General features: G+C 35.3%; 14 protein-coding genes and 2 pseudogenes. 11 read left to right on the top strand and 5 right to left on the bottom strand.

The window, feature by feature from the left end; genetic code table 11:
- The first annotated feature begins 1 nt into the window (after position 1).
- Together MWH06_02130 and ubiA are read left to right on the top strand one after the other, a co-directional pair.
- Entirely contained in the window at positions 2-418 is a 417-nt protein-coding gene (locus MWH06_02130) for a ribosome-binding factor A (protein UPA55448.1), read from the top strand.
- A 3-nt stretch (positions 419-421) separates the two neighbouring features.
- Complete coding sequence (ubiA, locus tag MWH06_02125; protein ID UPA55447.1) at positions 422-1,288, top strand: 4-hydroxybenzoate octaprenyltransferase; 867 nt, start codon at positions 422-424, stop codon at positions 1,286-1,288.
- A gap of 649 nt (positions 1,289-1,937) precedes the next feature.
- Here ubiA and MWH06_02120 read toward each other — a convergent pair.
- Together MWH06_02120 and ndk are read right to left on the bottom strand one after the other, a co-directional pair.
- Positions 1,938-2,753, bottom strand: coding sequence for a transposase (locus MWH06_02120; protein UPA55446.1), 816 nt, complete (start codon positions 2,751-2,753; stop codon positions 1,938-1,940).
- 701 nt (positions 2,754-3,454) lie between these two features.
- The gene (gene ndk / locus MWH06_02115; GenBank protein UPA55445.1) at positions 3,455-3,874 is read right to left on the bottom strand and encodes a nucleoside-diphosphate kinase; all 420 of its coding nucleotides are present in this window, start codon (positions 3,872-3,874) and stop codon (positions 3,455-3,457) included.
- A gap of 105 nt (positions 3,875-3,979) precedes the next feature.
- Between ndk and MWH06_02110 the strand changes: the two genes are divergently transcribed.
- The 3 genes and pseudogenes from MWH06_02110 to MWH06_02100 all read left to right on the top strand — a co-directional run bounded on the left by MWH06_02110 (position 3,980) and on the right by MWH06_02100 (position 6,585).
- Positions 3,980-4,741 carry a hypothetical protein gene (locus tag MWH06_02110; protein UPA55444.1) on the top strand — a complete coding sequence of 254 codons (762 nt, stop codon included), beginning with the start codon at positions 3,980-3,982 and terminating at the stop codon, positions 4,739-4,741.
- A pseudogene (gene hemH, locus MWH06_02105) lies at positions 4,742-5,688 on the top strand (ferrochelatase). It abuts the gene before it with no gap.
- Between the two features lie 78 nt (positions 5,689-5,766).
- Positions 5,767-6,585 carry a hypothetical protein gene (locus MWH06_02100; protein ID UPA55443.1) on the top strand — a complete coding sequence of 273 codons (819 nt, stop codon included), beginning with the start codon at positions 5,767-5,769 and terminating at the stop codon, positions 6,583-6,585.
- A 3-nt stretch (positions 6,586-6,588) separates the two neighbouring features.
- On the opposite strand, the gene gshA is transcribed toward MWH06_02100, so the two are convergent.
- A complete protein-coding gene (gene gshA, locus MWH06_02095; protein ID UPA55442.1) occupies positions 6,589-7,749 on the bottom strand; it encodes a glutamate--cysteine ligase in 1,161 nt (386 codons plus the stop codon).
- A gap of 115 nt (positions 7,750-7,864) precedes the next feature.
- On the opposite strand from gshA, the gene hslV reads away from it, so the two are divergent.
- Positions 7,865-8,419: an ATP-dependent protease subunit HslV gene (gene hslV, locus MWH06_02090; protein UPA55441.1), complete on the top strand. Its 555-nt coding sequence runs from the start codon at positions 7,865-7,867 to the stop codon at positions 8,417-8,419.
- A gap of 1 nt (position 8,420) precedes the next feature.
- Positions 8,421-9,911, top strand: coding sequence for an ATP-dependent protease ATPase subunit HslU (gene hslU, locus MWH06_02085; GenBank protein UPA55440.1), 1,491 nt, complete (start codon positions 8,421-8,423; stop codon positions 9,909-9,911).
- Between the two features lie 69 nt (positions 9,912-9,980).
- Here the strand turns inward: hslU and MWH06_02080 are convergent, their stop codons facing one another.
- Together MWH06_02080 and MWH06_02075 are read right to left on the bottom strand one after the other, a co-directional pair.
- Entirely contained in the window at positions 9,981-10,922 is a 942-nt protein-coding gene (locus MWH06_02080) for an FKBP-type peptidyl-prolyl cis-trans isomerase (GenBank protein ID UPA55439.1), read from the bottom strand.
- A complete protein-coding gene (locus MWH06_02075) occupies positions 10,915-11,706 on the bottom strand; it encodes a polyprenyl synthetase family protein (protein UPA55438.1) in 792 nt (263 codons plus the stop codon). Before MWH06_02075 ends, MWH06_02080 begins: the two co-directional genes overlap by 8 nt.
- Before the next feature lie 124 nt (positions 11,707-11,830).
- On the opposite strand from MWH06_02075, the gene acpP reads away from it, so the two are divergent.
- The 4 genes and pseudogenes from acpP to thyX all read left to right on the top strand — a co-directional run bounded on the left by acpP (position 11,831) and on the right by thyX (position 15,639).
- Positions 11,831-12,091 (top strand): acyl carrier protein, encoded by a 261-nt coding sequence (gene acpP / locus MWH06_02070; GenBank protein ID UPA55437.1) that lies wholly within the window; start codon positions 11,831-11,833, stop codon positions 12,089-12,091.
- 13 nt (positions 12,092-12,104) lie between these two features.
- Positions 12,105-13,375: pseudogene (gene fabF, locus MWH06_02065) on the top strand (beta-ketoacyl-ACP synthase II).
- A 122-nt stretch (positions 13,376-13,497) separates the two neighbouring features.
- Positions 13,498-14,775 carry a UDP-N-acetylglucosamine 1-carboxyvinyltransferase gene (gene murA, locus MWH06_02060; GenBank protein ID UPA55436.1) on the top strand — a complete coding sequence of 426 codons (1,278 nt, stop codon included), beginning with the start codon at positions 13,498-13,500 and terminating at the stop codon, positions 14,773-14,775.
- 9 nt (positions 14,776-14,784) lie between these two features.
- Positions 14,785-15,639, top strand: coding sequence for an FAD-dependent thymidylate synthase (thyX, locus tag MWH06_02055; GenBank protein ID UPA55435.1), 855 nt, complete (start codon positions 14,785-14,787; stop codon positions 15,637-15,639).
- Positions 15,640-15,689: the final 50 nt, after the last annotated feature.

Here is a 15,689-nt window from a genome sequence, read left to right as displayed (position 1 = left end):
TATGAAAAAGGAAATTAGAAACCTAAAAATAGCATCGGTATTGCATAGAGCAATATCAAGAGTCCTAATGGAAGGTAAGGTGTTCAATAAAAGTGTAGCGGTATCTAACGTAAAATTAAGTAAAGATTTGAAAAAAGCAGATGTATATATTGTGTTATCTTCATTGAATATTCAGGTAGCTGACTACTCAGATCCAGAAAAAAGTACGTGGATTTCAGCATCATGCACTGGAGATCCTTCTGAGAATAATTGTGATATTAACACTGTTGTTAATGAAATGAACCAATCTGCATGGTCAATACGTAAATCTATATTGTGTTATGTTGATTTGCGATTTATACCTGAATTAGTTTTTAAGCCTGATTTAGCGTTCGATAATTTTGTTAATGTAAGCAAAATATTACATAATCACACTTAATTAATGTATTTCAACCATTACTTTTCATTAATGAGATTGCACAGTTTAACAGGTTTGTGGCTTGTGCTATTTCCCAGTTTGAGCGGTATTCTTTTAGCCTCAACTTCTCTATCGTATCAGGCTCTTTTTCTCCTTGTTTTATTTACTATAGGTGCATTTTTAATGAGACCTGCAGGGTGCATAATCAATGACATTTCCGATAGGGAAATAGATGCGCACGTTGAACGAACAAAATATAGGCCACTTGCAAGTGGTGCATTAAACATAAAGCAGGCTTTGGTTTTACTCTCACTGCTACTATCTATCGCCTTGGTAATTTTATTGTTAACTAATAAAACCACACTCATACTTGGAATAATCTCAATGTGTATGATAGCTACTTACCCTTTATTAAAGCGGTATGTTTGGTGGCTACAATTGTTCTTAGGGTTTACCTTCAATATGGGATCGCTCATGGGCTCAGCAGCAATAATAAACCAGATCAGTATAGAATCCTTGCTGTTTTATATAGGATGCGTCTTTTGGACACTTAGCTATGACACCATATACGCTCATCAAGATAAAAAAGATGATGAAAAACTCGGAATGAAATCTACCGCATTATATTTTGGTGATACAACAAAATCTTGGTTGAAAAGATTTTATTTAATATCTCTTATGACGTGGCTATATGCTGGTATCTTATCATCATTAAATAACATCTTTTATATTGCTCTACTTGCTGTAGGGTTCATATTTCACCGCCAATACAAAAATTTCAATCCTGATGATCCCAGTCAATGCATGTCCATATTTAAAAATAATTCCTACGTAGGGTTGCTTCTCTTTTTTGGCATCCTTTTAGATAGAATTGTAAATTCTATCTCTTAGAGTTTTGGCTCTAATAAACTCAAGTAGCCCGCAGAAACGAAAAAATCACTTGACAAACTCCACCAGCCCCCTTATCATGAAAGTGAAGCTATTTATTTATCTTCGCAATCTCTGCAGTGGATTAATGACAAAAAAACTTAATGTATTTGGCGTAAATCATGCTTAATTTTTTGCACTATGTGCACCTCATGTCTTTATAAAACTTCTAGGTTTCTACCTATATAAGCTGAAACGCGCTTATAAAGCGTTTAAGACAGTAAAAGACGTCAAATAGACAAGGGAGAATTTGAATACTAGCCACCCTGGGGTTTCTTTGCCTTTTTTTCCGCTCAGTAAATTTCTTAACGTTTATAATTTAGGTTAGTTGCATTTAAAAGCGGCTGAATCGTAGCGTTTAGAATAAAAAACGCCAATATTTTGAAGTACATATAAATAACTAGTCACCAACGGGGCTTCTTTTGCCTTTTTTTTATTTGGTAAATTTCTTAAACATTTATAGCTAAACGACAACCGTCATCCCGCTACGTGTTAGCGGGATCTAGAGATACCGCGGCGGTATGACGTGGTGGACTTGGCGAAAGTAACTTAAGACCTGCTGCGAATCAAGCGATAAAAAAAAGGAAAGGAGGGTGACTAAAATCAAGGTTAACTAAAAGGCGTGCTTAAGATTTACAATACCAGCAATAATATTGAACCTCAGGTTATATTTTTTCTGAAAATTGCGATAAACATTCGACATAATCTTAAATATCTTTATCTCTCGGATCTTGTTTTCTACTCTCATTCTAAATGATGCTAATCTTCTATTATGCTCTGGAGTTAATGGCTTTTTACGATACTTTTTATATGGAATTATAACATTGCTTTGCAATTTTTGCCAACCTTGATATCCAGAATCGGCATGTTTTATGCTATCAAGTGGTAAATATTTTTCTTGTTTCCTTATGCGGAAATCACTAATTCTACCACGGTATGACTTTGACACTGATAAAATTCTTCCTCCTTCTTCGATAATAATCTCAGTTTTCATAGTGTTGGTTCTTTTTTTTCCTGAATATGATTTCTTCCGTTTTTTACTATCTTCTGGTCTCTGTATTTGCTGTTCTGTAACATCAGCCAAAATCTTCAGTATTTTTTCTGGCGTCATACTTCTATCTTTTGTTATAGTCACTTTTTTGGCGAGTAATGGCTCTATTCTCTTAAGTAACCTACATACATTTGCGTTGTGTACATTGAATAGGCATCCTAAAAATCTATGTGTTATGTAAGTGCGATAGTACAAAATTACGCAAAACAACTTATCTTCCAGAGTTGGTAGTTTTGATCTTCTACCATGACACTTTTTCTGTTTTTCGCATCCAGACCTCACTTTTTCCACTACTTTTTCGAACTCCTCTATAGTTAAACCTGTTATATTACGAAAGTTTCTTGGGTATTTTTTCATATTATAGTAACTAAAGCTCATTTTTTTTCCTTACTTGATCTGCTTATTCTTCTTCTACCTCTCTCACATCATTTTTTCAATCACCTTTTTCAGCAGGTCTATAGATCCCGCTAACACGTAGCGGGATGACGGTTGTCGGTGAACCTAAGTTACTTTAGCTATAAATATTAAGAAATTTACCAAACGAAAAAAAAAGGCAAAAGAAGCCCTGGTCATTGTCTATTTTCAGTATTTGGCGTTTTTTAAGTCTTAAACACTGCAATTTAGCTGCTTTTAAGTGCAACTAACTTAAGCTATAAATGTTTAAGAAATTTACCAGCAGAAAAAAAAGACAAAGAATCCCCGGAGTAGCTAGTTATTCCACTCTTTATTTTAAAATTTGACGTTGGGTGATGTCTTAAACGCTTTATAAGCGCTTTTCAGCTTATGTGGGTAAAAACCCAAAATTTTTATAAAGACATAGTATGCACATAGTGCAAAAATTAAACAATAGTACGCCAAATACAAGTCTTCTTGTCGTTTTAATCTGCACAGATTGGGAAGTTAAATAATATAGCTTCACTGTCATGATAAGGGGGTTGGCGGAGTTTGTCAAGTAAGTTTTTCGTTTCTATGTTGTCAGCTACTTGGATGATGCCACCTGTCAATTACAACGTTCGTACAGATGTATGCTTGACATAGGATCCAGAAAATTTAGTTATATATAGGAAAATCTGAGTTGACTACACCAACTCACGTTCAGCAAAAAAGAAAGCTATCTCCTTACGAGCATTTTCCAGACCATCCGAGCCGTGAACTCTATTTTCACTAATGTCATCAGCAAAATCACCCCTGATTGTACCTTTCTCTGCCTGCTTTGGATCGGTAGCTCCCATGATTTGTCTGTATTTACTTACTGCATTTTCACCAACTAAAACTTGAACTATCACAGGACCAGAAGTCATAAACTCTACCAATTCCCCAAAAAAAGACCTATCTTTATGAATTTCATAAAACAGCTCTGCTTGTTTTTTTGTCAGTAACATCATTTTTTGTGCTATGATTTTGAGCTCAGAGCTTTCAATGTATGAATTTATCTTGCCTGTAGTATTATTTTTTACTGCATCAGGTTTTAATATCGAAAGTGTTCTCTCAATTGCCATATTGTTTCCTTATATAAAATTTATAGATTTATTTTATTACGGATTTTCATTTCATCAAAGTGATTTTTGGTTTATAGTTAGAAATAAACCATTAAGGAGTGTTGTATGGGTTACTGTCGTAAAAAACTAGCAAATAACCTTAAGTCATCAATTTTTTGCGGGACAAAAGGATTTTTGACTTTCAGCTTGGCTTTTTTGAGTTATTTGGAGTATAGCGCACATCGTAATACAAAATTAAAAGAAGGCGCTGCCTTTGCAATGAAAAGGAACACTATTCCATTTTTTGAAATGGCTATCATAGTGCCATTTGTTTGTTTTGCACTGCCAGCTATGCTAGGCAGTATGAGCCTCATGCAATGCGCACTTATATGCGCTGCGTTGATGGTTGCTACATGTTTTGTTGTAAGAACTTGGCATGGGCGTGAGTGGTTACTAGAAAAAATTACTGACCACAATAGAAAAGAAATAGACGCGGAATTTAAGAAAGATACTATAAAATTTCCTATCTTTAATCAAAATAGAAAACACACCGAGTATAATTCGCCTAACTCAGGGCAACTACTGGATGAAACAAGTAGCACCTCTCTTTTCGTTGAAGTTTCACTTTTTCCCCTAAAGGTTCTTTTGAAGGTCCTGCAAAGTTGTATAATGCTATCTTTAGCTGCTGTTGAACTTCTTGAAACGGTACCAAGTCTTTTTGTCGATACATTTTTCGATTGGAGCTTCACATCCACCAAGAGTAACCTGCAGAGATCAGGCCATTTATTGTATGCCAGTGTAAGAAATTTAGTGCCTATAACTAAATTTGATGAGTGTGTAGTTAATTTTATAGGCACCCCAGAAGTAACTTGTTGTAGTAGTGCGTAGGTGAAAAAGGCAGTTATCTTATTTAATCTTGGCGGGCCTGATTCACTAAATGCGGTCCGTCCTTTTTTATTCAACCTTTTTTATGACAGGAGAATAATCAATTTACCGAATCCCTTTCGGTTTCTTTTAGCAAAGTTTATATCTGCGAAACGAGAAAATATCGCACGAAAAATATACGAAGAAATTGGAGGTAAATCGCCAATTCTGGAAAATACAAAAGCACAAGCTGATGCTTTAGAACTAAAATTAAATGAAGATGAAAATCATGTATACAAGGTATTCATTTGCATGCGCTATTGGCATCCGTTTGCTGACGAAGTTGTTAAAAGTGTAAAACAGTTCGATCCTGATGAAGTAATTTTGCTGCCACTATATCCTCAATATTCAACTACCACAACTTTGTCATCCATCGAAAATTGGCAAAAAAATGCTAAAAAGCACGCCTAAAATGCAATACAAAAATAATTCATCATTATTATGACAATGAAAACTTTATTGAGGCTCATGCTAACTTGATAGCCAAGTACTACAAATTAGCCAGCAGGATTGGTAAGCCAAGAGTCCTATTTTCAGCTCATAGCTTGCCCCTTAGCGTTATTAAAAAAGGCGACCCTTACGCTTCACAGGTAGAAAGAAGCGTAGGGTTAATAGTAGAAAAGTTAGCTATCAATAACTTAGATTGGTCAATATGTTATCAGAGTAAGATTGGTCCTGTAAAATGGCTAGAGCCAAGCACTGAAAGTGAGCTATCACGTACAAAAGCTGATGGTGTACCTGTAGTTTTATCACCTATATCTTTTGTTTCTGAGCATTCAGAAACTCTAGTTGAACTTGATATAGAATATAAAGCAATTATCAAGGATGGATATTATTTTCGCGTACTAACTCTCAGTACGGATTTTTTGTTTATAAAATGCTTGGCCGATTTGTGCATAAATCCCCCTTAAAGTCCTGATTTATAGGACTTTTCTTTAAGGATTTTATGTGATAGAATAAAAGGGAGTTATTGTTTTATTAACTATTTTATGTCAAGCAAGCCAAAAAAGAAATCGAGCACGTTCGCACAAAGTATACATGATGTTCACAATCATGATCTTAGAAAGATGTATTGTATTGCAGTAGGTTTAACAGGCATATTGTGTAAGATTTCACTACAATTTTGTTGCGAGTTTATTGACAATAACAGATCCAGTATTTCTGCTGTATCAGATATTGCCAAGTTTATGAAATTACCAACATCAACATTACTCGTTCTTCATTCTGGGCTCAAGTTAGCTGGATATAAATCTCAAAATGATAAAGATGAACCTAAAAACCTGGTACAGGTTATAGGTAGCTTAGCCTTCTTGACACACTGTATCATAGGAATATTGATGCAGACAAAAATCATTCATTTCTTAGCTGGAAACAATAAAGATATAATAAGTTATATTGGTTTAACATCAACAGTCCTATTTCTATTTTCAGAATTCATAAGCTGTTATTATACATGGAAGAAGTATCTGGATAATAAGGATCCTGAAAAGTCTGCTGAATATGGGAAGGACGTTATTTTCAGCACAATAACTTTGTCATTGGGCTTGTCAAGCTTCATATTAAAAAGAATGGAAACTGCAACCATACCAATCAACTTTGGTAATGGCATAATCTATAATTTCAATTTAAGCGTAACAGTTAGTATAATACTGAGTCTAGCATATTTAGTATCAAACATCGATAAGCTTGTCAATCAACCTAGTAATGGTACTGATCCTTCTACTGAACTTGATAATGCTGGCCATAACCATATTCAGCCTGGTAATGATGGTAATGATCTGCCCGATGGCAACGCTGTGGGAATGTAAGGGTTAGAGGTGAAAAGATTTTATTTCTACTGCCAACGCTAGTACTGCTAATTTGCTAACAATACTCCAAAGTGACAGAATTTTACCTTCCACAACCTGGCTAACATCATGAAACTCACAGTCAGTGGCATTCAAGCTAGAATATACATCTTTCCTACTATTACATCGGTATAAGTAACATGTTGGAGTATCTCCTATATAGTATATTAGCGGTTCTGCAGAACTGCTTTTAAATATGTCAATGGTTGGTACACCTTCTTGTATAATAACACTATTGATTGCTATTCCTTCTTTTATCTTTTTCATTTTATGACGCTTTTTTTTATTGAGATTTAATATTTCCTTTCCACTTGTTGCTGTTATAATGCCCATCCCATATGTGCCATTGCTTGCTTTGATAAAAACGTAAGGTTGTGTTTTTATTTCATATTCCTCATATTTTTTTTGCACTAGAGATAATATTTGGTCAACTTTAGTCGCTACTGCTCCTAGTGATGAATCATCATTAAAGTCAACTCCATTACAGCTTTCTGTAAGCACAGAAATAAGCCATGGGTCCATTTTAAATTCGCCACAAAATTCGGACACTAATTTTTGATAGATTTCAAAATATTGAAATTTCTGCCTACTGTGCCAGCCATATAATGGACTTGGCACTATCTCTTGTTTTACGTTTTCTAGCGTGTCTGGAATGTGGCTCGTCATATCACGGTTCAGTATAATAACATCAGGCATAAATCCTGAAGTTGTCTTCAGCAAAGAGTTTTCTTTCACAACAGTTTCATACTGTTCTATTAAATTGTACGTTTCATTATGAAAGAGGCCAATTCTAGTTTCAAAACCTGCGAGTTGCAGTACTTTCTCTATAACAAATACGTTTTCTATATACATTTTATTTCGTGTGTAATTCTCCGGTATTATAAGAGTCTTTTTATATTGTTTTGTTTCAAAATAACTTTTTATTAGTTTTGCTGCTGTTGCTCTTGATGTCTCACTTAGATTGTTGAACCCTGCAGGAAATAAATTAGCGTCCACTGGGGCAATTTTGTAGCTGGAGTTTCTAAGATCTATAGAGCTATAAAATGGTAATGTAAGGCCGTTAAATTTTGCCTCAAACCAATTATTTATACTTTTTTCCAAATCTGGGCGAATTATGTTTTGCATCTACACTTTAAATGTTATAAGGAAGGTATTATATTATAAGCTATAATTAAACATATTTAGCAAATTTGACTAAAGATTAAAGTATAATGAGATTCTTATTTAAAGTGATAGAAAAATGATTCAACACGATAACAATAAAATGTATGGAACTACTATACTGTCAATTAGAAAAGATAAAAGCGTAGTAGTAATAGGTGATGGACAGGTTTCACTGGGCCACACTGTTATAAAATCCGGAGCAAAAAAAGTTAGGCGTCTTTCCGGTGATTCTGTAATTGCCGGTTTTGCTGGAGCAACAGCCGATGCATTTACTCTCTTTGAAAGACTAGAATCTAAACTTGACAAGCACCCAGGGCAATTAATGAGAGCATGTGTTGAACTTGCAAAAGACTGGAGAATGGATAAATATCTAAGAAAATTAGAGGCTATGATGATTGTTGCAGATAAATCTATTTCATTAGTAATTACGGGAACAGGTGATGTTCTTGAACCTGAAGATGGAATCGCAGCTATTGGCTCTGGGGGAAATTTTGCTCTATCTGCAGCAAGAGCTTTAATTGACACTAAAGGAATATCAATAGAAGAGATTGCAAAGAAGGCTATGAAGATAGCTGGCGATATATGTGTTTATACAAATCATAATGTAGTTATTGAAAAGATAGAGGAGTGATATGTCTTCCAAGCAAAAAACTTTGTGCACTAATTTTTCCAATCAGCCTATAACCCTTTCAGAAGGGTGGTCTTGTAGTAATGACACCTACGATGAAAAAGATGACCTCTATAAAGATACTAAGAGTGGTTTTGATTCAAATGACAGCGATGTTCAAGTTAATGACAGTACTCAAGTTTTGTTAGATGACCTGCCACCACAGAAGATAGTTAAAGAATTGGACAGATTCATAATCGGACAGGATGATGCAAAGTGTGCTGTTGCTATTGCGCTCAGAAATCGTTGGCGTCGCAATCAGGTTCCATTTCCATTGCGTGATGAAATCATACCTAAGAATATATTGATGATTGGTCATACAGGGGTTGGTAAAACTGAAATAGCTCGCCGCTTAGCAAAACTTGCTGGTGCACCGTTCATAAAAATTGAGGCAACGAAGTTTACTGAAATAGGATACGTTGGACGTGACGTTGATTCGATAATACGCGATTTAGTTGATGCAGCAATAGTTTTAGTTAAAGAGAAAGCCCGTAAAGCCTTAGCTAACAAGGCTTTAATTTTAGCTGAGAAAACAATAGTAAACTCTATGGTAGGCGAAGATGCAACCGAAGAGAGTAAAAAAATTTTTAGAGAAAGGTTGAGGAATAAAGAGTTTGAGAACGGAGAAGTTTCTATTAACGTCAGAGAGAGCAAGAGTATGTTACCTACTTTCGATATACCAGGCATGCCAGGTGGGCAAGTTGGTGTGATGAATGTAACAGAAATAATGGGCAAGATGTTTAACGGGAGCAAAAAAACAAAAACTATTACGGTGAAGGTAAAAGAAGCGCGTGAAATATTAATTAATGAAGAAAGTGAAAGACTAATGGATGAAGATAAGATAATCAAAGAAGCCATTGATCTTGTTAGTAATGACGGTATAGTATTTTTGGATGAAATAGACAAAATTGCAGCACGTACAGAAGTAAAAGGTGAAGTAAACAGAGAAGGAGTGCAACGCGATCTGTTACCATTACTTGAAGGAACAACTGTTACAACTAAGTATGGCCATGTAAAAACAGACTATATATTATTTATTGCATCTGGTGCTTTTCATCAGTCTAAACCATCTGACCTCTTACCGGAATTGCAGGGCAGATTACCGATCAGGGTAGAACTTAAGGCACTTACTCAAGAGGATTTAATAAGAATATTAAAGGAACCAGAATCTAGTTTGTTAAAGCAGTACATAGCTTTAATGAAAACAGAAAATGTGACGCTTGAGTTCACTGATGATGGTATAAAAACCATAGCTGAAATAGCGTTTACAGTTAATAGGCAAGTGGAAAATATAGGCGCAAGAAGGCTTCACACTATCATGGAGAAGCTTTTAGATGAAATAAGTTTCATTGCTTCTGAGAAAAATAGCGAAAAATTCATTATAGACAGCAAGTATGTAAAAGATAAACTTGAGTCAATTTCGAAGCAGCTTGATTTATCTAAGTTTATACTTTAGGAAAAACAAAAAGCCTACTTTAAGTAGTATAGAGAGTGTTCAGAAGGTCAGCCAGTAAGCCTAAAATTTTCAGCTATATTCTTTAGGCTGTTTTTCAACAGTAGAATGGTGTGCTGCGACCTCTTGCTTAATATCTAAGCTTAAGTCAATTATTGAGATATTTTCTTCATCATAATCTATGTCTTTTATTAACATATCGTCAGTAATAGTCAAAAGGTCAGGCGGGGAAAGAATAGTTCTTTTATTACCAGCTCTCATTCCCACAACTCCAAGCTCTATAGCAAGTGGTATTTTTTTATCGCCAACCCTAAATTGCACTGTTTGATCTTTGACTATATATTCCCCATTATGCTCCTTTACGCTATATTTAACTGATATCTCATCACCGCACCTTACTTGTTTTCCAGTCTTGTTAATTAAGTCATTAAAAACCATCAGATTATTCACTGAGTCGGGATATTTATCCTTTACTTCGATCAGTTTGACGTAATAAGAATTAAAATTCACTTTGTTATCATTGGCAATAGTAACTACACGCTCTCCGCCTTCTTTCATACCTATCACCCCTAAACCCACTTCTTTTAGGTCATCTTGACCTATTTTCAAAGTAACATCAGAAACTTTGCTAGGGAGTGTTGTTAAGTTATTATTAGAAATTTTATATATTTGCAGTAGGACTTCCAGGCCGCAGAAAGCCTTGCTGCCACTGCCTTCAGTAATTTCATAAAAATTTATCGAACCTTCTTCCTTTTGCTGCGTCATTTCTTCTAAATATTCTGTTAGCCCATGCTTTTCAATATAGCGGTCGAGTGCTGATTCAAGTATTGGCTTCACTAGATAATGTGCTATTGTCTGTATCAAACCACCATGCGTGGCACTTATCTCATAAAGCTTGTCCTTTTTTTCCGGTTTACCTTTGTTTATATAGACAATAGTAAACATAAAAGCAGAGGTTAAAGTGAGAATCATTACTATGGAAATAAGCATTTGTAATATAATTTTTCTAACCATCTTTCCTTACTTGATTCAATAAATCATATAAATAATTAGTATCCCCTGAAAGCGCACTCAAATTATCCAAGCCTTGTTTAAAGAGGGCGTCTATATAGTCCTCTACTTCACTTTTACCAAGTACAGACATTAGATTATTTGTTTTATCTTGTTCGTAATCTTCAATATCATCCTTAGCTTGAAAGATAAGCCCTAGGTTTATCCCGTAGTTATATAACGCTTTACGTTGCTTATCTGTAGCATTCCCTATTATAGCACCTATTTCACATGAAGCTGCAAATAGTTTTGCGGTTTTCATCAAATGAATTTCTTTTATTTTGTTAAAATCTGCACCAATATCTAAAACCTGTCCTCCTACCATTCCCCTAATTCCTATTGCTTGAGAGAGCACTTTTATGATCTCACAGCGTTTCTCATTTAACGAAGATAATACCTCAAAAGCCAGAGTAAGTAGTCCATCTCCGGCAAGCACTGCTGTTGCTTCATCAAATTTTTTATGGCAGCTTAGCTGGCTTCTGCGAGTATCACTGTTGTCCATGCACGGTAAATCATCGTGAATTAGAGAGTAAGCATGAACAAATTCAATTGCTGCAGCAACTGATATTACTTTTTTAGCTTCCGTGTTAAACACTCGCGATGAAGCTACGACTAAAAAGGAGCGTATATGTTTTGCAGGAGCAAGGAGTATATAACGCATAGCTGATATAAGCTTATTCTCGCTATTTTCTGGTAAAAGTTTATTTACTTCTACAATAAGCAAATTTTTTGTTGTTTCGTCTAGCATTTTTGAATTGTTAATTGTTTAGCACGTAACGCTAGCCAGCTGTAGTTTACCAGTTATAAAAGATATTGCAAACATGAAAATTTTTTATAACATCAAAGAATAGGTTATTTTTTTGGTAAGAAATGTGAATAGCGAACTAGCAAAGAGCACTAGAGAAGACATAGAAGAGAAAGTGAAAAAGATTATACTAGAGCACATTAGTAAGGATGTAGAGAAATTCAATAGCTCTTCAAAGCTTTCGGAGCATGGTGCAGACAGTTTAGATGCAGTTGAAATCATCATGGCAGCAGAAGAAGAGTTCGGAATAGAAATTCCAGATGAAGACGCACAAAAAATGGAAACTATGGAGCAAATAGTTGAGTACATTAATAGTAAAAAAGGCTAATAGTTAGTGTTAAATGAGCAGAAGAGTAGTAGTCACTGGTGTCGGGTTAATCACTCCACTAGCGGCAGATGTTGATAACACTTGGTCAAGGCTAATAAAAAGTGAGTCTGGCATAAAAGCAATCAATGCAGATAGATTTGACTCTTCTGATCTTGCTTGTAAGGTTGCAGGGCAGGTGCCTGTGCAATCCGATAACATTGAGAATTACTTTAATCCTGTAGGTTATATTTCTGAAAAAGACTCAAAAAGGACAGATCATTTTATCCATTATGGTATTGCAGCAGCTATTCAGGCAGTAGATGATTCATTAATTTTGGAAAGCCAAAATATCAATCGAGAGCGTATTGGTGTGACTATTGGCTCTGGTATAGGTGGTCTACCATCAATTCAGGAAAATGTTATTACCATGCAGGAAAAAGGGCCCAGACGTGTCAGTCCATTTTTTGTCCCTGCAAGTCTAATAAATTTGATATCTGGCCATATTTCTATTAAATATGAATTTACAGGTCCAAACGATTCAGCAGTAACCGCATGTGCAACAGGTGCGCATGCAATCATAAATTCAGTAAGAACTATAAAACTTGGTGAAGCGGATATTATGATTGCAGGTGGAGCAGAAAGTGCACTGTGTAGAGTTGGAATTGCAGGTTTTGCGTCTATGAAGGCATTATCAACTAAATTCAATGATAAACCGGAAGAAGCTTCAAGGCCATGGGATGCAGAACGCGATGGTTTTGTTATGGGTGAAGGAGCAGGTATATTGGTGCTGGAGGAATACGAACATGCAAAAAAAGGGGGGCAAAAATACATGCTGAACTGGTTGGGTACGGACTCACAGGAGATGCGCACCACATTACAGCACCACATCCAGAAGGAAGAGGCGCATTTAAGGCAATGCAGCTTGCCTTAAAAAGTGCGCAAATTAATCCAAATCAAGTAGGATATATCAATGCACATGGAACTTCAACGCCACTTGGAGATAAAATTGAAGTAATAGCAATGAAACAGTTATTTGGTTACTACGTTTATAAAATACCTGTTTCTTCAACTAAATCTTCTATAGGACATTTACTTGGTGCTGCAGGGAGCGTTGAAGCAATATTCAGTATTCTTGCGTTAAATAATGGAATTATTCCGCCAACCTTAAATTTACATAAACCTTCAGAAGGATGTGATTTAAATTTTGTACCGTTTAAAGCTCAGGAGCATAAAATTCGATATGCACTTTCTAATTCGTTTGGTTTTGGTGGCACTAATGCATCGCTCATCTTTGGACAAGTGTAATCAATTTTGCTGCTGAATAGCTAAAATGTACGAACATTATGATCTGTGATAGCTATATTATCTGTAATTTGCCTTTTACTGTCGATTTACTATACTTATTTGGTAAGATCTAGCTTAATTAAATGCACAAAATATTAGTAAGTAGTAACCATAAACCTCTGGTCGGAAAAATCAAGATTAATGGCTCAAAAAATGCTGTTTTACCAATAATGGCAGCAAGTCTATTGAGTAGCTTCTCGGTGATTTTGCATAATGTACCTGATTTAATTGATGTGCATCTAATGTCTAAGCTGCTTGAGAGTCTTGGAGCGAAAGTGAATTTTACACGCAATAAAGATTATAAAGCAAATCATACTTTGGAAATTGACTGCAGTAATATCAACAATCACATAATGTCACACGAAACTGCAAGTAAGCTGCGAGCATCTCTTTTAATGCTAGGTCCAATTCTCAGTAGATTTGGTAAAATCATAACAGTCTTTCCTGGTGGATGCAATATTGGAAAGCGTCCTGTTGATATGCATATCAAAGCATTAGAAGAAATGGGAGCTAAAATTGAAGTTGAAGGCTGTAATATAATTGCAACAGTGAAAGGAAAGCTACAAGGAAAAGAAGTTATACTTGAGAAAATAAGCGTTGGTGCAACAGAAAATGTAATAATGGCAGCAACACTTGCAGAAGGAGTGACAATAATAAACAATGCTGCAACGGAGCCGGAAGTTCTTGATTTAATAGAGTTCCTAAAGAAAATGGGTGCTAATATTGAGATTAGTGATACAAGGATCACAATAACAGGAGTTGAAGAATTAAATGGATGTGTTCATAAAATAATACCAGATCGCATAGAAGCAGGCACCTATGCACTAGCTGCTATAATAACCGGTGGTAAGTTGGAGTTAGAAGGAATAAGTCTATCTGATATAAGATGCATTGTGAATGAATTGAAGGCTATAGGGGCTAATGTTGAAATATATAATGAGGGGGTTATGATTTCCAGAAAAAATTGCTCTATTAGGTCTGCTAACATTGCAACAGATCCATACCCCAACTTTCCCAGTGATATGCAACCACAACTGATGTCTGCAATGTGCATCGCTGATGGGATATCAGTAATTGAAGAGAACATTTTTGAAAACAGATTTGCACATGTAGATGAATTAAGAAAGTTAGGTGCTAATATCAGCATAGAGAAAAATAAAGCCACTGTAAATGGAATAAAAAGCTTATCTGGAGCTAATCTGTGTGCCACTGATTTAAGGTCAACAGCAGCTTTGGTACTTGCTTGTTTGGTAGCTGGTGGAGAAACTACAATAAATAATTCGCATCATTTATGGAGAGGATATGAAGTAATGCATGAAAAACTTAATTCATGTGGAGCTGATATCTCTATTTCATCTTGAGGACATACTATGAATGAAACAACTAAACGAGTCACAGTGAAAGAAATAGATGAAATCTTATATGAAGAACATAAGGTATTAGACCATGGATTTATTCGAGTAGTGGATTATATGGGCTCTGATAGCGCTATAGTTCAAGCTGCTCGTGTTTCTTATGGCAAAGGAACAAAACAGATAAGTCAGGATGAAGCACTTATAAAGTATTTAATGAGACATCATCATACAACTCCATTTGAAATGTGTGAAATTAAGTTTCACGTGAAACTTCCAATCTTTGTTGCAAGGCAATGGATAAGGCATAGAACTGCAAATGTGAATGAGTATTCAGCAAGGTATTCAATACTTGATAATGAATTTTATATACCAAAACCAGAACAGGTTGCAAAACAATCTGATAATAATAAACAAGGTAGCGGGGAAGCTTTTGATTCGGGCATTTCAAAGGAAATAATGGATTCTCTAACAAATGACTCTAATTTAGTATATTCTCATTATGAGAAATTTATTGAGCAGGGGCTTGCAAGAGAAATTGCCCGAACCAACCTAACGCTTAATTACTACACACAATTTTATTGGAAGATAGATCTGCATAACCTTCTTCATTTTTTGAAGCTCAGAGCTGACAAGCATGCTCAGTATGAAATTAGAGTCTATGCAGAAGTTATGCTGGATATAATAAAAAAATGGGTTCCACTGGCCTACAATGCCTTTGTTGAATATTGCTTAGAATCAGCTTGTATTTCAAGAACTGGTCTAGAAATAATTCGCAAATTAATTAAAGGAGAAAATGTTACTAGAGAAGAAAGCGGAATTGGTAAAAGGGAATGGGACGAGCTGATGTTTATACTCGATAAGAAACCTTAAAGGTAAAAATATGCATCAGCTTTCTTTATCAGTTAATTCTCGTCCGCCAA

It is taken from the genome of Wolbachia pipientis, from assembly GCA_023052945.1.
GTDB lineage: Bacteria > Pseudomonadota > Alphaproteobacteria > Rickettsiales > Anaplasmataceae > Wolbachia.
Note: the sequence above shows the minus strand (reverse complement) of the source record. Positions and strands in the feature narration are given on the sequence as shown.